At 34.4% G+C, this 17925-nt stretch carries 17 protein-coding genes; 4 read left to right on the top strand and 13 right to left on the bottom strand.

Annotated features, from left to right (window positions below; genetic code table 11):
• The first annotated feature begins 18 nt into the window (after positions 1 to 18).
• Positions 19 to 1647: an acyl-CoA carboxylase subunit beta gene (locus PXC01_RS14610; protein WP_276473029.1), complete on the top strand. Its 1629-nt coding sequence runs from the start codon at positions 19 to 21 to the stop codon at positions 1645 to 1647.
• 225 nt (positions 1648 to 1872) lie between these two features.
• Here the strand turns inward: PXC01_RS14610 and PXC01_RS14615 are convergent, their stop codons facing one another.
• The 4 genes from PXC01_RS14615 to PXC01_RS14630 are packed head-to-tail and all read right to left on the bottom strand — an operon-like array spanning position 1873 to position 6306.
• On the bottom strand, positions 1873 to 3222 hold the full coding sequence (locus PXC01_RS14615; protein ID WP_276473030.1) for a M24 family metallopeptidase: 1350 nt from the start codon (positions 3220 to 3222) through the stop codon (positions 1873 to 1875).
• A gap of 40 nt (positions 3223 to 3262) precedes the next feature.
• Positions 3263 to 4324, bottom strand: a complete 1062-nt coding sequence (locus tag PXC01_RS14620; protein WP_276473031.1) for an AMP-binding protein — start codon at positions 4322 to 4324, stop codon at positions 3263 to 3265.
• Between the two features lie 18 nt (positions 4325 to 4342).
• Complete coding sequence (locus tag PXC01_RS14625; protein ID WP_276473032.1) at positions 4343 to 5263, bottom strand: CPBP family intramembrane glutamic endopeptidase; 921 nt, start codon at positions 5261 to 5263, stop codon at positions 4343 to 4345.
• Positions 5254 to 6306, bottom strand: a complete 1053-nt coding sequence (locus PXC01_RS14630; RefSeq protein WP_276473033.1) for an o-succinylbenzoate synthase — start codon at positions 6304 to 6306, stop codon at positions 5254 to 5256. Before PXC01_RS14630 ends, PXC01_RS14625 begins: the two co-directional genes overlap by 10 nt.
• A 45-nt stretch (positions 6307 to 6351) precedes the next feature.
• Between PXC01_RS14630 and PXC01_RS14635 the strand changes: the two genes are divergently transcribed.
• Complete coding sequence (locus PXC01_RS14635) at positions 6352 to 7146, top strand: SDR family oxidoreductase (protein WP_276473034.1); 795 nt, start codon at positions 6352 to 6354, stop codon at positions 7144 to 7146.
• Between the two features lie 2 nt (positions 7147 to 7148).
• Here the strand turns inward: PXC01_RS14635 and PXC01_RS14640 are convergent, their stop codons facing one another.
• From PXC01_RS14640 to PXC01_RS14680, 9 genes are all read right to left on the bottom strand, one after another.
• Positions 7149 to 9119, bottom strand: a complete 1971-nt coding sequence (locus PXC01_RS14640) for a sensor histidine kinase (RefSeq protein WP_276473035.1) — start codon at positions 9117 to 9119, stop codon at positions 7149 to 7151.
• 406 nt (positions 9120 to 9525) lie between these two features.
• Positions 9526 to 10290 (bottom strand): LytR/AlgR family response regulator transcription factor, encoded by a 765-nt coding sequence (locus PXC01_RS14645; protein ID WP_276473036.1) that lies wholly within the window; start codon positions 10288 to 10290, stop codon positions 9526 to 9528.
• A 32-nt stretch (positions 10291 to 10322) separates the two neighbouring features.
• Entirely contained in the window at positions 10323 to 11231 is a 909-nt protein-coding gene (gene menA / locus PXC01_RS14650) for a 1,4-dihydroxy-2-naphthoate octaprenyltransferase (protein WP_276473037.1), read from the bottom strand.
• A complete protein-coding gene (locus PXC01_RS14655) occupies positions 11231 to 11839 on the bottom strand; it encodes an SPOR domain-containing protein (protein ID WP_276473038.1) in 609 nt (202 codons plus the stop codon). The genes menA and PXC01_RS14655 overlap by 1 nt, the downstream gene beginning before the upstream one ends.
• Positions 11840 to 12011: 172 nt before the next feature.
• On the bottom strand, positions 12012 to 12848 hold the full coding sequence (locus PXC01_RS14660; RefSeq protein WP_276473039.1) for a CvfB family protein: 837 nt from the start codon (positions 12846 to 12848) through the stop codon (positions 12012 to 12014).
• Between the two features lie 93 nt (positions 12849 to 12941).
• Positions 12942 to 13286 carry a DUF2853 family protein gene (locus PXC01_RS14665; protein ID WP_133673696.1) on the bottom strand — a complete coding sequence of 115 codons (345 nt, stop codon included), beginning with the start codon at positions 13284 to 13286 and terminating at the stop codon, positions 12942 to 12944.
• 34 nt (positions 13287 to 13320) lie between these two features.
• On the bottom strand, positions 13321 to 15072 hold the full coding sequence (gene menD / locus PXC01_RS14670) for a 2-succinyl-5-enolpyruvyl-6-hydroxy-3-cyclohexene-1-carboxylic-acid synthase (protein ID WP_276473040.1): 1752 nt from the start codon (positions 15070 to 15072) through the stop codon (positions 13321 to 13323).
• Between the two features lie 49 nt (positions 15073 to 15121).
• Positions 15122 to 16234: a chorismate-binding protein gene (locus PXC01_RS14675; RefSeq protein ID WP_276473041.1), complete on the bottom strand. Its 1113-nt coding sequence runs from the start codon at positions 16232 to 16234 to the stop codon at positions 15122 to 15124.
• Between the two features lies 1 nt (position 16235).
• The gene (locus PXC01_RS14680) at positions 16236 to 16658 is read right to left on the bottom strand and encodes a PaaI family thioesterase (RefSeq protein WP_276473042.1); all 423 of its coding nucleotides are present in this window, start codon (positions 16656 to 16658) and stop codon (positions 16236 to 16238) included.
• Between the two features lie 64 nt (positions 16659 to 16722).
• Here PXC01_RS14680 and PXC01_RS14685 point away from each other — a divergent pair, with 64 nt between their 5' ends.
• Both PXC01_RS14685 and PXC01_RS14690 read left to right on the top strand, forming a co-directional pair.
• Entirely contained in the window at positions 16723 to 17367 is a 645-nt protein-coding gene (locus PXC01_RS14685; RefSeq protein WP_276473043.1) for an alpha/beta hydrolase, read from the top strand.
• A complete protein-coding gene (locus tag PXC01_RS14690; protein WP_276473044.1) occupies positions 17364 to 17921 on the top strand; it encodes a GNAT family N-acetyltransferase in 558 nt (185 codons plus the stop codon). Before PXC01_RS14685 ends, PXC01_RS14690 begins: the two co-directional genes overlap by 4 nt.
• Positions 17922 to 17925: the final 4 nt, after the last annotated feature.

A 17925-nucleotide genomic window follows, 5' to 3' on the forward strand; every position in this document is an offset into this window, starting at 1 on the left:
AGAAAATAATTATACAGAATGGATTTAAAATTCAATCAAAACGAAGATAGGAATAAGTTGTTATTATCTGACCTTAGACGAAAGCTGAACCAGGTTTATTTAGGTGGAGGAAAAGCAAAAATTGCCAAGCAGCACGATCAAGGTAAAATGACCGCCAGAGAACGTATTGATTATCTATTTGATCCAAAAACCGAACAGATTGAAGTTGGAGCCTTTGTTGGCGAAGGCATGTATAAAGAACATGGTGGCTGCCCTTCTGGCGGTGTTGTCATAAAAATTGGATATGTAAAAGGAAAGCAATGTATAGTAGTTGCCAATGATGCAACGGTAAAGGCTGGCGCATGGTTTCCTATTACCGCCAAAAAGAATTTAAGAGCACAGGAAATTGCTATTGAAAACAGACTACCTATTATTTACTTAGTAGACAGTGCCGGCGTGTACTTACCATTACAAGATGAGATTTTTCCGGATAAAGAACACTTTGGGCGCATATTTAGAAACAATGCGATTATGAGCAGTATGGGCATAACCCAAATTTCTGCGGTTATGGGCAGTTGTGTTGCCGGTGGCGCTTACTTACCTATTATGAGCGATGAAGCTTTAATAGTAGATAAGACCGCCAGTATTTTCTTGGCAGGAAGCTATTTGGTGAAAGCCGCAATAGGTGAAAGCATAGATAATGAAACTTTAGGTGGCGCTACTACGCATTGCGAGATTAGCGGAGTAACCGATTATAAAGCGAAAGATGATGCAGCTGCTTTGGACACCATAAAGAATATTATGGATAAGATCGGTGATTTCCCAAAAGCGGGATACAACCGAAAGAAAAGTATAAAACCAAAAGAAAATCCTGATGATATCTATGGTATACTACCTAGCTCAAGAGCGGAACAGTATGACATGATGGAAATTATTAAGCGATTGGTAGACGACTCGGAATTTGAAGAATACAAAGCCGGATACGGACAAACCATACTTACCGGATATGCACGAATAGATGGATGGGCAGTTGGTATTGTTGCCAACCAAAGAAAAGTTGTAAAGACCAAAAAAGGAGAAATGCAGTTTGGCGGAGTCATTTATTCCGATTCTGCAGATAAGGCAACCAGATTTATAGCCAATTGCAACCAAAAGAAAATTCCGCTGGTGTTTTTACAGGATGTTACCGGTTTTATGGTTGGTAGCAAAAGTGAGCATGGTGGCATTATTAAAGATGGCGCCAAAATGGTAAATGCGGTAAGTAACTCGGTGGTTCCAAAATTTACCATCGTCATAGGCAACAGCTACGGAGCCGGAAACTATGCCATGTGCGGCAAAGCTTATGACCCTAGGTTAATTGTTGCTTGGCCAAGCGCAGAACTAGCCGTAATGAGCGGAAACTCGGCAGCAAAAGTATTATTACAAATTGAGAAGGCGTCTTTGAAAAAGAAGGGAGAAACTATTACAGAAGAAAAGGAAACTGAGCTATTCGATAAAATCAAGAAGCGTTACGACAATCAAGTTTCTCCATACTACGCAGCTTCAAGATTATGGACCGATGCTATTATAGACCCAAAGGACACGCGTAAATGGATCTCAATGGGTATTGAAGCCGCTGATCATGCACCTATTGAAAAGCCTTTTAACATGGGGGTTTTGCAGGTGTAATTTATTTAAAATATTAAGTATCAACATTTTAAACTATTTACATTAAAAAAACCACAATACATTTAAAATGTATTGTGGTTTTTTTAATAACTAAATCAATAGTCTATGTGTTGTAAAAAGTTTACCAAGATAACTGGCAACAATATTTACCGCATTCCATTCTATTGACTTTTCAACATATAGTTGTTGAACTATTCATTAATACACACATAATGAATATCAAAATTAATTCCCTTGATGATTCTTAACTCGTGGAATTAACAACAATTCGGTCTGTCTTCCATTTACATATCTAAATCCATCTTCACCATAGAAACCGGCTTCTTCAAGCATGATTCTGATATCTCTATTCCATTCCGGTATGTTGATGGTCGTGTTTAATTCAATGGCATAAACAGTATTCGGATTAAGACCATAGTTTTCTCCATCGTCACGCATTACACCACCTTGGGCATCCCACATTCCAATGGTTGTACCGGCAGAATGACCATAAGTACCCAACGGATGCGTGTAAATAGAAGGTCGTAATCCTGCAGTTTTAGCCTCGTCCAGAGATTTTTTAAGAATTTCGTTTCCAGACTTTCCGCTAACCATGTTGCCTGTTAAAAAATCTTGTAATTTGTTCCCTTCCATTAGTCCGTTTACCAAAAACTCCGGAGCAGAAGTTTCTTCTGGCTTTAATACATACGCCAATTCTTGACAATCGGTATTTAAACGCAGATATGTAATTCCAAAATCGCAGTGTACTAGATCCCCAGGTAAGATTACCATACTCTCGGGTTTATTTGCAAAAGAATAAAATTCACTCTTTTTTCCTTTCTCACTTCTTTGAACGTCTACAGTTGGGTGAAACCAAGTTTCCAAACCTAAATTGGTGACTTTCTGTCTCATCCACCACACTACATCTGACGTAGTGGTTACACCGGGAGTTATTACTTTCTCCGAGAATGCTTCGGCTATGATATCATGTGTAATATCTACCAATTGATCATAGATAACCATTTCACGTTCAGTTCTAGTTTCAATCCAGCGTACGGCAAGTTGCTCAGCAGATGTCACTTTTGAAGTATATTTTTTAGGCAAATTTGCCATGAATTCCTCATAATCCGTCTTTACCAAACCATCGGCAATATTATGGTCTGTAGAATAATTAAGTCCAATTTTTCTTGGATTTCTTTCTGATATTAACTGCATTAACCTCTTCCATTGATCAGGCTCCTTTTCCTTATCCCAAGCGGAAACAATATTCTTACCAACATTATAACGAGCAACGGCTAATTTTTCAATAGTGTTTTTTGCTTTATCTCTATAAAACAAAAGAATAGTTCTTCTACGAGCGTTTAACCATGTTGCAGGCAGCATGGTCTTAATGACCGGATCCTCATTGTATTCCCTTGAAATTACCACCCACATATCTAGGTCAGCGGCATCCATAAGTTTTGGAAGTAAATTGTTAAAACGATCGTCTAGAATTTCATCTATAACAATGGCCCTTTCTTTTTCATTGAGAATTTGTTGAGCGTTCAATAAAAAGCCCTGAATAAAAATAAATACGGTAATTAGTTGTTTGATCATTAGATAGTGGTTTTTCTAATGATGAAAATAGCGGAATATATTAAAGCTTCAAAATTTGATGTAAAGTTTTAGAACGTTGAATTTTTCCACTATCGGTTCTTTGAAATTCTTTAGCTATCAAAATCGTTTTAGGTTTCTCAAATTTCTTGAATTCAGAAATACCATCAATAGTTTTCTGAATGTCTTTAATTTCTGCATCTTCAACTACTAAAACTACTTTTTGCCCTAACTCATTATCTGTAATACCGGCAACAAAAAACGGAGTATCTATATAGTTCGATATTACTTTTTCAATATGTTCCGGATGCAACTTTACCCCACCAGAATTAATAACATTATCAAGTCTGCCCAACCAGTTAAACTTAGTTTTTGAAAGCATTTGGACCACATCATTGGTTACTACCGTTTCGTCTGAAATTTCTGGAGCATTAATTACCAAACAACCTCTATCATCTGTAGTAAGTTCTACATTTGGCAAAACCGTAAAAGTAGCATCTTCAACTTCTTTATCGTTTAACGGTTTTATAGCGATATGAGTAATGGTTTCCGTCATACCATAGGTTTCATAACTGCTATTTTCAACACCCTTTAATGCTTCTCTTATTGAATTAGAAATAGGTGCACCACCAATAATTAATTTATGTATTTGATGTAGTTTAGATAAAGAGTTGCTTACCTGTAAAGGTACCATAGCCCCAAAATCAAAAGAATCCGTAATACCTTCCAATGGGTATGAACTTGGTGGCACTAAATAAATATTTAGGCCCAAAACCATTGCTCTTATAAGCATCATTTTACCGGCTATATATGTTGCGGGCAGACAGAGTAAAGCCGTTGCCCCAGGCTTAAGGTTAAAATAATTACCGGTTGCACGAGCGCTATTTACCATTTGTTCTTTCTTCAATAGTATAGTCTTTGGAGCGCCCGTAGATCCAGAGGTTTTTACAGAAAGTGTTGGCAAATCATCTATCCAATCTAAAAGGAATTCACCTATATGCTTTTCAAATTCCTCTCCTTCTTTAATTAAACTATAACCAACCTCTTTTAAATCATCAAAAGAAATTGTCCTACCTTGAATTGAAAAACTAGGGTGTATTTTCATTTTGAATAAATTTTAGTTTTACTCTTGTGTCAATAAAAATTCTTCTTTAGATAGAACCTTACCGGTTAATTTTTCTTTCCAATCGGTCCATCCATATTTTTTTGAAAAGATGAGTAAAAGAATAGGAAAAGTAATAAACACAGGAACTAAAATATCCCAACCTAAAACTGGGTCTGAAATATCTCGATAAATTGAATTTGTTTGAAAAGCGGTCCAATCTGCAGTCATTAATAGAGCTCCAATTAAATTATTGGCCGCATGAAAACCTAATGCTAACTCTAACCCCTCATCCATAAGCGTAATAATACCAAGAAAAAAACCAGTTCCTATATAATACACCATTATCCCATACCCTAACTTCTCTACTTCAGGATTACCTAAATGCATTAACCCAAAAAATACCGAGGTAACTATTAAAGGTACCCATCTATTTTTCACCGCAATACCTAAACCCTGCATCATATGTGCCCTAAATAAGTATTCTTCAAAACTTGTTTGCAAAGGAACTAGTAAGACACCTATCACTGCTAAAGTTAAAAATGGTACCAGTTTAAAATTAAAAACATAATCCTCAGGTGACAAATAAACTGCTATTAATGTCATTAAAACAGTTAAAACTCCCCATAATACAAAAGAAAAAAAGATTCTTTTCCAACTTATTCTCTTTCGAGATGTAGTTAAAGAAGTTATACTTTGAGAGTGTACTAATTTTGTCCAACCAAGCACCACAAGTAAACCAACTGCCAATGGAGCCAATAGTATAATTAAAACCAGGTTAGAGCCGAAGCTATTAATCATCTGTGCCATACTATCTTCAACACTAACCGGAGATAACAAGATTGCTATATAGTTCAAAATCATAAAACCAATAAAACAACCAGGAATTATTAAATATTTCCATAATCCAATATCTCCTTTATACCCTTGCTCTATATACATAAACTATCTATTAAATTTTTATTCCATTTTTTAGAGCTGTTGTAAAACAACCCTCCGTTATTTACTTCTAACGGACTATCTATATTATTTGTAAATAAAGACCCCGTACCCAAACCTTGTGGCATTTGGCTACCTAACGTTGCGGTCCACTGTGCAATGGCATTTAAACCAATATTACTCTCTAATGCACTGGTAACCCACCAACCAATTTTATTCTTATCGGCAATTTTAATCCATTCATTACTACCTGCAAAACCACCTACCAAGCTGGGCTTTAAAATAATATACTGTGGTTGTATAGTTTGTAGCAAGTCTACCTTTTTCGTTACATCTACTACACCAATTAATTCTTCATCTAAAGCAATTGGCAGCGGTGTACTTTTACAAAGTCTTTGCATTTCTTCCCATTGTCCCTGTTTTATAGGTTGCTCAATTGAATGTAAATCAAGTTTTGACAATATTTCTAGCTTCGACAAGGCTTTTTTTGGAGAAAATGCACCGTTAGCATCTACTCGCAATTCAATTTCATCTTTAGAGTAGCGCTCTCTAATAGATTTAAGCAATGCAATTTCCGTATCAAAATCAATGGCACCAATCTTCATTTTAATGCATAAAAAACCATCTTTCAGCTTATCTTTTATTTGCTGATGCATAAATTCTTTATCGCCCATCCAAACCAGACCATTAATTGAAATTGGTTGTTGGTGTTCTAAAAAAGTGGAATCAAAAAGATGAAAAGGATTATTAGAACGCATGGACAAAAATGCCTGTTCCAAACCAAATTGAATACTAGGAAAATCTCTTAACTGTTCTACTAATTTAGCTTCCCCTAATTCAATATTCTCCGCAACCCAATTACATTTTTGCTCATATTCAGGCACATCATCAAAACTAAGTCCTCTAAAAAGTCCGCATTCACCTATTCCCCATTTACCTTCATCCTCCAAAATCAAAAACCACGTTTGTTTAGTTCGCAGAATTCCCCTAGAAGTTCCGCTAGGATTTTTAAAATCTAAAAGATACTTTTTAAATGTTGCTTTCATATTATCCTTCAAATTTAACTATATTTTGAGTTTAAACATGATGTTATGGACAGTATAGAAAATAAGGTGATCTGGATAACAGGAGCATCTTCAGGAATTGGCGAAGAACTAGCATACCAGCTAAACGAACTTGGCGCTAAAATTATACTTTCCGCAAGAAGGGAAACTGTGCTATTAAAAGTAAAAAACAAGTGCAAATATCAAGATCATGTAACCATATTGCCTCTAGACTTAACGGACTTCAATTCTTTAGGAATCGTTACTCAAAAAGCTCTTAAAATTAATGGGCATATTGATATTTTAATCAACAATGGCGGATTAAGCCAGCGTTCCCTCATAGTTGACACAAAATTTGAAGTCTACCAACAAATGATAGACGTTAATTATCTGGGTACCATAAAATTGACCAAACACTTACTTGACCATTTTATAGCTCAAAAGAGCGGCCATTTTGTTACCGTTACTAGTTTAATGGGTAAATTTTCGTCTCCTTATCGATCTGGGTATTGTGGTGCCAAACATGCGTTACATGGCTTCTTTGACGCATTGCGAATGGAGCACGAAAAAGACAATATCAATGTTTCTATCATCTGCCCTGGCTTTATACAAACCAATGTGGCTAAAAATGCATTAACGGGTGATGGTTCTGCATTACAAAAAGAAGACAATGCCACAGAAAACGGAATGCCGGTTAACGAATGTGCACAAAAAATAATCTCTGCAATTAAAAAGAAACGATTTGAAACTTACATAGGCGGAAAAGAAAAATTTGGTATTTACCTCAAAAGATTCTTCCCTAGACTTTTACATAAAGTGGTTATGAACAGTAAAGTTCGTTAAGCCTATTTAAAATTAAACCAGAAACGCACACCTTCTTGGGTTTTATCTGTATTCAATGAAGTTTGAAGCTGATTTGCCAATCTGCTCATTAAACGTATACCCATTGAGGAGCTTGCCCTTTCGTCTGAATCTTCAGGTAAACCTATTCCATTATCGGTATACTCAAAGAAACCTTCTTGACCAGCTATTTTTCGTAAATGAATATATATCTTTCCGTCACTATCATCGTTCGGGAATGCATATTTAAATGAATTAGAAACCAACTCGTTCAATATAAGTCCAAATGGTATCGCCCTATCAATATCCAATTCTACTCCTTCTGCATCAATGGTAATATTAATATTATGTCCGCCTTTTTTGTAAACCGATTGAATACTATTAATTAAACTTTCAATATAGCCCTGCATCTCAATTACCGATAAATCATCGTTTTGGTATAACTTCTGATGTATAAGGGCCATGGCTTTTACCCTACTCTTACCTTCTTCTAACGCAGCAATAGCAGCTTTACTTCTAGTATTTTTAGTTTGTAAGCTCAACAAACTAGAGACCATTTGAAGGTTATTTTTAACCCTATGATGTATCTCTTTAAGTAATGAATCTTTCTCTACTAATGAATTTTCAATAATAAATTTCTGCTCTGCAATTAAACGTTGGTTTTTAATACTCTTTAAATACGCATATACTAAACCGGCAAAACCTATAAGTGTAAAAATCAAGGATACAAACACCAAACTAATCTTATCATCTCTTGCCTTAATATCTTTTCTAGATTCTTCTAACTGAGCTTTTTGTTGCTCCATAGTTTTTCTAGAATTCTCTAAATCTTGGGCAACAACAGAAGTTAATTGCTGATTCTTGATATTCGATGCTAATGCATCAATAGAATCCCTAATTCTTATGTTCTTCTTAAGGTATACCGTAGAGTTTTTGTAATCCCCGGTTTTAAAGTAATAATCTGCATAAATTCTATTACGCTTTAAAATATTATCAGACTTTATAGGATTAAGGTCATCGCTCAAATAATCGGTAGCTTTGGCATAATCATCCAACTTTAAATAACATTCTGCTAAAGCCAAGGTATTTTCAATAATATCAGAAGAGAATTTACTTTTATTATATTTCTTGATGATATCCCTACTTTCTTCTAAAAACGGAATAGCTTTTTCATACTCACCTAACTGAACATGACTTTTACCAATATTACCAATAATCAAACCGTTAAGAATTCTTCCGTCAGCAATTTCTTTATCAGAGCGCTCATTGGTGACATCACTTAAAAATACCTTTATCAATCCTTCTGCTTTCTTATAATAACTTAACGCTGTAGCTGTTGATTTATCTAATCTTAAATAATCACCTATAGTATTGTTGTAGATTGCTTGACCGTAGTAATCATCGTCTTTAAGTACTTTCTTTTCTTCGGTCATATAATCTCGCATAGCCTTTCTATACTGACCTAAACTTGCATAAATGTCATAGAAAGCGACATTATCAGTGAAACCTAATTCACGTTTAACCCTTCTAATCTCTATTTGCTTGTCATATAATTCAAGCATTTTATAATTATTGTCCAAAATGCCCAGAATAGTCTTTTTAGACTCCACATCTAACTTTAACAAGTCATCATATAAAGGTCTTGCAATTGCCAAACTTTTCTCATAGTTACCTAAATCATAATAAATTTGGGACTCAATAAGTTGATAATTACGGATAGATACGGAATCTTTGGTTTTTTCAGAACTGTTCAAATAAACCTTTACGGTATCTAACCAATCATACGGAGAATTCTGATTGTAACGATTTGGCGTATTGAAAAAGAAAAAAGAACGTAATTCACCATTCTCTAAATCTTGAAACTGTTTGTAGTAGTCTTCATTTTGAGTTGTAGTATTGTCTTGTGCAAAAACTAGGCACGTATATACACCTAAAACCAAAGTGCACAATAATCTCAAAATATTCTGTTTTTTCATATCTCAATAAAAGCAGAATCAAACTTAAATCTTATTGTTGAATCTACTAAATTTTTGTTGTGAGCCTTCGTTACATGATTTTCAAATAACCGACAGCTCAAAAAGCGTGTTCTACGTACTTTTTAAAAATTCATAGAAAACCGAAACAAATTCTACACTTAAAACTAAGTTTTGAAGAAAAATAGTCGCGATTCCTAATATCTCAAAATTAAAAAGAAGACGTTGGTGTTAAGATTAATTGTTGTGTAACCCGCAATAGTTGTTGTGAAATCTATTTCACCTCTTTTTACGAGCATTTCATCGATAAAAATATACACTTTATCGATGATAAAATACATTTCATCTAAGTAAAATTCAAAAAAAAACACCTTAAAAAGGTGTCTTTTAAAAAATATTAGTTTTCTAATTAAGAATTCATAGCTGAAATTATAAATTCCTTAAAATCTTTAGAAATCGGAATCAATGTATTATTTATCATAATATCCTTAGAATTAATTGCATCTATATGATCAACATTTACGATATATGATTTGTGCGCTCTATAAAATTTATTCTGCGGTAATTTCTCTAAATAATCTTTTAAAGGAGAACGTACCAAGAATTTCTTATCGATCGTATTTACCTCCAAATAAACATTATCTGCTTTTATAAATTGAATATCACCAAATTGTATTCTATAATACAGATGTTGTTTTTTAACAAAAATTGAGTCCTTTAAAATTGAATTGGACATTGCTACATCTTCAGTGTTGGCAGTATTTGCCGTACCATTACTTGCCGCAGTCTGCTTACCGTAAATAAAATTGGATAATGCTATTTCTATAGAAGTATATAGATCTTGCTGCTCAAATGGTTTAACCAGGTAACCATTTGGCTTCACTGTCTTTGCATTTTCAACTGTTGCCCTATCAGAGTTAGAAGTTACAAAAATGAAAGGAATATCATAATTCTCCCTAATATGTTTCCCTAAATCAATACCCGTTTTATCAGATGCAAGAATGATATCAATTAAAACAAGATCTACCTGTTGGGTCTTTAAAACCTCTACAGCTTGTTCGTAGACAATTACATTATCTACAATTTCATATCCTATTTCCTCTAGCATAGATTGCATATCATCGGCGATGATCACATTATCCTCAACAATTAGAATTTTTATGGGTTGTTCCAAGGTTTAAATTGGTTTGTGGGTTATACTCAAAATTACAAAAAATAATAATAACTAATAAAAAACAACAGGGCGATAAAAAAGGTACTTAAAGCCAATTTTTTAAGCTCTGGATCTAGTTCTGCCTCATTATTAGTACGTGCTACTTTTCTTAAATGTACAAATATGAAAAGGTAGCCTACAAGACATACATAACGCAATTGCGATCCATTTGTTGTAATCAAAAAACAAAACAGACATAAAAACGAGATAATTAACAATGCGTAGTGATATTTTTTTGCACTTGGCAAACCCATTTTTACTACCATGGTGTTCTTACCTACAGCAGCATCAGATCTATAGTCCCGCATATTATTAAGGTTTAGGACTCCAACACTCAAAAGACCAATAGAAATCGCCGGTAAAACGGTCATAAAAGAAATAGCTTTTAGGTATAAGAACATAGAACCTAAAACACTTACCAACCCAAAAAATATGAATACAAAAATATCGCCAAGTCCATTATAACCATAGGCAGATTTACCTACCGTGTATTTTATTGCGGCCCAAATTGCAAAAGCTCCCAATAATAAGAACAATAAGGGATATAGCATGTTATCTAAGCCAAAAGACGTAATAATTAGCGATACAATGAGAAATGCATTTACAATGATGCTAATATAAATACCTGTCTTTAATTGAGCAGCTGTGAGAAGACCGCTCTGCAAAGCACGTTTGGGTCCTAATCTATCATCACCGTCCGTACCTTTTACGCCATCTCCATAATCATTGGCAAAATTAGAGGTAACTTGTAACCCAATAGTAGTTAATATCGCCAATATAAAAATAGTGCTATTGGTAATCCCATGATAAGCGGCCAAAGCACTACCTACAAGTATACCAGAAATGGATAAAGGGAGCGTTCTAAGTCTTGCTGCGTTTAGCCAAGCTTTAACTTTAGTCACTAAAACGGATCTTCTATTTGAATTCTTTTACCATCTTGGTAAGAAGCAACAAAAGCATCTCCAAAACCAATATCCACTAATTGTTTTCTAAAAGATTGAGCTTCTTCTAAAGTCTCAAAATTACCTAATGAATAAGAATAAAAAGGGTTTGTTTTTACAAAAAGCGTATTGGTCAAAGCTTCTGAAGCCAAGGTCACGTTATTATCTACAAAAGACTTAACCTGAACAGAATATATCTTTTCTTTTTGCAAAAATTCCTTAGCCAGGTAAAACTCTTTTACAAGACTTAATTCTTCGTTTTGTTCTTTTAAATTTTCAAGTCGGGTTCTAATGGCATCTACACTATCGATAGAAGTTAAAACTAAATCGTTCGATGAGTTTCTACTAAACCCTCCTGAACTTGAGATACCTGCCGTGTAAGAGGTAAAAGCCAAACCGCCAATAATAAAAAAGGCAGTTATACCAGCCAATATATTTCGCTGAATCTTACTCTTCTTTAATTCTTTATTCTTGAACTTTATTTGATCCAATAAGCGCTCATTAATAATCTGGGCCTTATCGACATCTTTATGTAATTCCAATAAATCACTTTCTTCTATAAAAGGCATAATTACAGGGGTAATTTTTAAGCTTAAAACTTAAATGTAAGCCAAAAATTGTTAATAACTTTTTATTTACAACAAAAATAAAATTAAATGTAGGGTATTACAAAAAACTAGACGACTATTTGAAATATTCTGTTGAAAATCAATAAGAATTGAATATTCTTACAATTTTAGTTTAATCGTCCAAAAGAGTAATACCATCAGATTCTATTTTGATTTTACGTTCTCTATATAATGTACCCAGACCTTTTTTAAAGGTCTTTTTGCTCATCTGAAAAACGTCTCTAATTTCTTCGGGTGCAGATTTGTCATGCAAACCTAAAAACCCACCGCTATCTACCAGAACTTCATATATTTTTTTAGCTGCAGGCTCCAGTACTTTTGCACCTAATGGCTGTAATGAAATATCTAATTTATTATCTTTCCTAATGGTCTTAATACAACCAGGTATTACATCACCAATATTAATTGGTTTAAATACTTCATTGAAGTAAACCAGACCTTTGTGCTTTTCGTTTACAATGACCTCCCAACCTAAATCTGTTTGTCTGGTAACCACCAAATCTACCTTTTCCCATTCCTTAAGGTCAATGGTATCATTACTCAAAAATTTATCGAGCTTGTTAGAAGCCACTAATCTACCGGAACGATCATCTAAATAACAGTGGACAACATACCACTGCCCTTCTTTCATCTTTACCCTTTGTTCACGAAATGGAACCAAAAGATGTTTTTCAAGGCCCCATTGCATAAATGCGCCAAATTCGTTTACCTCCGCTACTTGTAATAATCTAAATTCCCCCAACATTATGTCCGGTTCCAAGGTAGTTGCAACTGGTCTTTCATCATAATCCAAATAACAGAAAACTTTAATTTTCTCACCTATTTCATATGCTGTTGGCACATATTTATTTGGCAACAATACATCATTTCCTTCTTCATCTCCCAAAAAAAGCCCCACACTAGTGTCTCTTAAAATTTCAAGGTTGTTTATACGTCCTAATTCTATCATGTTGCAAAATTACATTTTAAATATTTAAAATTTAAGCTAAAAAAAAAGACCGTTACCTAAAGGGTAACGGTCTTTACTTTATTTGTCATCTGACTATTTATCGTAAACAGATTCTTTTTTGAAATGTTGACAAAGCTTGTAGTAAATTACAGCTCTGTGCTTGTTTCTGTTAGATGAACCGTACTTGTCCATAACAGTTGCAATAGCTTCATCTAATTTAGCATTGTCAGGTAGACCCAACTTTTTGATCAAGTAATTGTTCTTTACTGTATCCAATTCTTTTTGATCGCTACCAGATACTTTAGAAGCATCAATATTGTAAATAGATGGTCCAAGACCAACAGTTACTTTTTTAAGCAAATCCATATCTGCATTCTCACCAAATTTATCTTTGATATCTGCAGCATACTTTTCGATTAAATCGTCTCTTTTACTCATGTTAAATGTGTTATAATTAATGGTTAATACACCACTAAGATATGAAACGAAAATAATCAATCAAAATTTTATCGTTTATTAATGTAGGCGTAGTAATTTCCAGTAATTGCGGACGACTAGATACTTTGAAAAAACTACCCAATTGATCCTGTAGCTCTACCGATGTTCTCGCCGTTATATAATTAAAGCCATACATGGCACAAAGATGCGCTGCCTTTAATGAGTGCCTGGTCTCAAAATAGGTTTCAAAAACATGTGAATTCTCTTTTCCCGGAAGTATTCTAAAAATTCCACCACCACCATTATTAATCAAAATTATCCTAAAGTCAGATCTTAAGTAACTATTCCACAATGCATTACTATCGTAAAAAAAACTCAGGTCACCTGTAATGAAAAGTGTAGGTGCACTACTAACCACAGATGCCCCTACAGCGGTAGAAGTACTGCCATCTATGCCACTGGTACCTCTATTACAAAAGACTTTTACGGTAGGGTTGATGTTGAACAACTGGGCATATCTAATGGTAGAGCTATTCGCCAATTGTAGGGTATAGTCATTTGGTATAGCTGATAAAATATGTTCAAAAGCCAAGAAATCCGAAAATGGAATTTCTTTTAAATATGCCTCTCTTTTTTGTTCATAGTTCTTTTTAATCAAATTCCAATGCGTAAAATAATCACTTTTTGTGATTGTATTATCCGTATACATTTCACTAAAAAAATCACTTACAGAAACTTTTATATGTTCTTCTAAACAGAAAAAAGTATCGTTTGCAAATTGCCCGCCAACATGCCAATGGTGTTCTGGCACATAATCTCTTAAAAAAGCCTTTACTTTCTTTGAAACTATGAGTCCGCCAAAAGTAATAAGCACCTCAGGTTTTAGCTTTTTAAACAACAATTCCCTGTTAGTATGCATTTCTATAGGTGCAACTAAAGAATCAATACTATTGAAAAAATTAGGATGGTGAATGTTAGATGTAGTTTCTGTCAACACCAGAACACTTGGATCATTAGCTAATTTCTCTAGCAATATATTTGCAATAATATTTGGAGTATTTACCCCAACTAAAACCATTTTACGGGTAGAAGTATTCCAAATGCGTTTATGTTCTTCTAAACTGATCACATCTTCCACCTTTACAGGTATAGCACTTATTTGAGGAGCTATTGAAGGTTCTGAAAGTGTATTGTACAAAGGTTCTTCAAAAGGGGCATTTATGTGTACAGGAGTATTGGTAGTCAGCGCAATTTCTAAAGCAAGGTTTAATTCGGCATCATTGTAATTTTGAACTTCTTGCTGAACATCGCTTACTTCTTTATCAGAAATCCACTCTGGTCTATATTGCAATACCTTATTTGTGGCATGACTTACATCTTGTTTTAGATTGGCAGAATATCTAATATGATTTTCAAATACATTTTGTTGATTTATTGTTTGCCCATCCCCTATTCCTAATTTATAAACCGGTCTATCTGCAGAAATAACCAATAGCGGAATATTACTAAAATACGCCTCTGCTACCGCGGGATAATAGTTTAAAAGAGCACTCCCAGAAGTACATAAAACTACAACAGGCTTCTGCAGTTGTTGCGCCATGCCCAAGGCAAAAAAAGCGGCACAACGTTCGTCAACAATGCTATAACAGGTAAAATAAGGATTCTCCGCAAATGCTATTGTCAAAGGTGCATTCCTGGATCCTGGTGATATTACTATATTGGTAATATCTTTTGCCCGGCAATGTTGAACAATAGATTGTGCGGTAGGTATAGCGGAGTATTTCATGTAGTTCAAAAATACGACCAAAGCAGATCATCTCCCAAAAGTTGGGTATCTATTTACTAAGTAGAACACGCAACATGGTACTACTTTTTAAAGCAGTTTCTTCCCATTCCTTTTCAGGTACAGAGTCCTTTGTAATACCACCACCTACATATATATTAACCTTTTGATCACACAATTGCATGCAGCGGAGATTCACAAAAAGTTCAGAAGTTTTCATAACGCTTCTATAGGCACTATTCTCTTGGTTACGACGATTTTTATTTCGTGGCAATTCTGTTTTCGTATGCAGCTCTCCTAAAAATCCGGTATAAAAACTACGTTCGTACAATTCGTTTTCTAAAATAAACTTTTTAGCGTTTTCTAACGGACTTCCGCAAACCGCGGGTGTTGGGTGTAACGCCTTTAGTACATCACCAAATTTGTTGGGTGCAAAGGTGCCATTCATTTCTGTTCTTAGATGCCAAAGCTGACCAGCTTTAATAGACTCTCTTTTAGAACTATTTATAGATACAACCTTATTCTTTAAAGTTTTAAAAATATAATCGGTAACCAATTGCTGTTCCTGTAATTCCTTATTGGCCCAAGTTGGCTCCTTATCACCTACCGCAACTTGTGTACCTGCCAATGACATTGTCGTAAATTGAGAGCCAATACCCTTTACTAGAATTTCTGGTGTAGCTCCCATCCAAGCTCCAATTTTTGGATGATACCAGAAATAACAAAAAGCGTTTTTATATGCTGAAAGAATGCGTTGATAAATTTTAAAATAATCGTCCTTACAAACGACCTCTATTTTTCTTGACAGTACAACCTTATCGAAATCTTCTCTACCGATACTTTCAATAGCTTTTGATATCAATTTAAGATATCTGCCCTTCTCCGCAGCATCATTCTGTGGTGTTCCATACCCGCGCTGTAAAACCTCATCAAAAGAATCTAAACCAACTTTTTCTACAGCGTCCATTTTCATTAGTATAGCATCCGAATTTAAATCGAACGGAGCAAAAACGAATCCGGTTTCAGTAAAATCCACAACCTTATGAAGGGCATCGTCATCTTGAAAAATACCCACCAATTCATTTTCATTTGGCTTACTGTACAATACAAAAGGCAACTGCTTTTTAAAGCAATCTTTGGCACGATAAAAAAGTGGTTGCACCATACTAGTTTCTGGGTAATGCGATAGTGGTTAATTTACAAAGAGAGACCAATTGATCATCTTCATTGGTAACCCTTATTTCCCACAATTGCGTAGTTCTACCCTTGTGCATAATGGTAGCTTTAGCAAAGACAAAACCATCTTTTACGCTTTTAACGTGATTGGCAGTAATCTCCAAACCCCTAACAAAGAATTTATTACCGTCTAGAAAAACATAAGATGCAGCGCTACCAATACTTTCTGCCAATGCCGCTGTAGCCCCACCGTGCAAAACCCCGTCCGGTTGATGTACTTTGGGGGTTACGGGCATTTTAGCCAACAAAAAATCTTCTCCTACATCAATGTATTCGATCTCCAGAGTCTCCATCAAGGTATTTTTAGAAGATTCGTTACAAATTTTAAGAATTTTCTCTTTGTAGTCGTTCATTCTTTTTTTTGTAAAATTAAGCATTACATTACCAAAAGAAAAGGATAACAGTAATGATCGTTTTATGAAAAACCAAATAAAAAATGTAAGCTACAGAACTACGAATACGTATGAAACGTTAAACGAATTGAATAGCAACACCAAGCAAATTTGGATTGTTTTTCATGGCATAGGTTTCTTAAGCCGATTTTTTCTAAAGTATTTTAATGAGTTGCCCAAAAGTGAAAATTATATCATTGCTCCTCAAGCACCTTCTAAATACTACTTAAAAAATGAATATAAACATGTAGGCGCAAGTTGGTTGACAAAAGAGAATACGGCACTTGAAACCAAGAATCTATATCATTATTTAGATGCGGTGATAGAAAATGAAAAGCTTCCATCAGATTGTAAGATTTATTTCTTCGGATTTTCACAGGGTATTTCAATAGCTCTTAGGTATTTAGCATATTCCAAAATGCCATGTTCCAAATTGATTCTTTATGCCGGCGGAATCCCAAAAGAATTAAAAACATCAGATTTTAGTCACTTAAATGGTAAAAGCCAAGTCATTTTTATCATTGGTGATAAAGATGAATATTTAACACCAAATAAATTAAAAGAAGAGAATAATAAACTTAAAATTCTTTTTGGGGATACTATTCAACATATTACTTTTGATGGCGGACATGAGGTTAAAAAACAAATTATAAATCAACTGGCAGAATGAACAACACACCAACTTTAGAAAATGAACGGGTGATATTGAGCGCGTTAACCTTAGAAAATTACGAAAAGCTGATTCCTATTGCGTCACAAGAAAAATTAGTTAAATATTCTCCTACTGATATTGAAACACCAAGCAGTTTAAAAAATTATGCAGAAATAGCTTTACAGCAATTAGCGGCAGGCACAAGTATACCCTTTATTATTTATGATAAAAAACAAAAAGTCTATGCAGGTTCTACCCGTTTCATGCATATCAATAAAATTAACAAAGTGCTACATATTGGATCTACATGGATCGGCCGTGAATTTCACGGTACAGGATTAAATACACAAATGAAAAAACTAATGCTTGACTATGCTTTCCAAACAATGGATTTTGAAAAAGTAGAGTTTCGTGTAGACGAAAGAAATATAGCATCAAGAAAAGCAGTAGAAAAACTTGGGTGCACCTTAGAAGGCGTACTTAGAAAAGATGTGTACCTTTTAGATGGTTTTAAAAGAAATACATGCTGTTATGGGCTTCTGCGCGAAGAATGGCTAAACGGAAACAAATAAGCAT

It is taken from the genome of Maribacter huludaoensis, from assembly GCF_029350945.1.
GTDB classification, from domain to species: Bacteria; Bacteroidota; Bacteroidia; order Flavobacteriales; family Flavobacteriaceae; genus Maribacter; species Maribacter huludaoensis.

Coding starts and splice junctions, on each gene's coding strand:
- PXC01_RS14610 (WP_276473029.1), top strand. CDS start 19: ATGGATTTAAAATTCAATCAAAACGAAGATAGGAATAAGTTGTTATTA.
- PXC01_RS14615 (WP_276473030.1), bottom strand. CDS start 3,222: ATGATCAAACAACTAATTACCGTATTTATTTTTATTCAGGGCTTTTTA.
- PXC01_RS14620 (WP_276473031.1), bottom strand. CDS start 4,324: ATGAAAATACACCCTAGTTTTTCAATTCAAGGTAGGACAATTTCTTTT.
- PXC01_RS14625 (WP_276473032.1), bottom strand. CDS start 5,263: ATGTATATAGAGCAAGGGTATAAAGGAGATATTGGATTATGGAAATAT.
- PXC01_RS14630 (WP_276473033.1), bottom strand. CDS start 6,306: ATGAAAGCAACATTTAAAAAGTATCTTTTAGATTTTAAAAATCCTAGC.
- PXC01_RS14635 (WP_276473034.1), top strand. CDS start 6,352: ATGGACAGTATAGAAAATAAGGTGATCTGGATAACAGGAGCATCTTCA.
- PXC01_RS14640 (WP_276473035.1), bottom strand. CDS start 9,119: ATGAAAAAACAGAATATTTTGAGATTATTGTGCACTTTGGTTTTAGGT.
- PXC01_RS14655 (WP_276473038.1), bottom strand. CDS start 11,839: ATGCCTTTTATAGAAGAAAGTGATTTATTGGAATTACATAAAGATGTC.
- PXC01_RS14660 (WP_276473039.1), bottom strand. CDS start 12,848: ATGATAGAATTAGGACGTATAAACAACCTTGAAATTTTAAGAGACACT.
- PXC01_RS14665 (WP_133673696.1), bottom strand. CDS start 13,286: ATGAGTAAAAGAGACGATTTAATCGAAAAGTATGCTGCAGATATCAAA.
- menD (WP_276473040.1), bottom strand. CDS start 15,072: ATGAAATACTCCGCTATACCTACCGCACAATCTATTGTTCAACATTGC.
- PXC01_RS14675 (WP_276473041.1), bottom strand. CDS start 16,234: ATGGTGCAACCACTTTTTTATCGTGCCAAAGATTGCTTTAAAAAGCAG.
- PXC01_RS14680 (WP_276473042.1), bottom strand. CDS start 16,658: ATGAACGACTACAAAGAGAAAATTCTTAAAATTTGTAACGAATCTTCT.
- PXC01_RS14685 (WP_276473043.1), top strand. CDS start 16,723: ATGAAAAACCAAATAAAAAATGTAAGCTACAGAACTACGAATACGTAT.
- PXC01_RS14690 (WP_276473044.1), top strand. CDS start 17,364: ATGAACAACACACCAACTTTAGAAAATGAACGGGTGATATTGAGCGCG.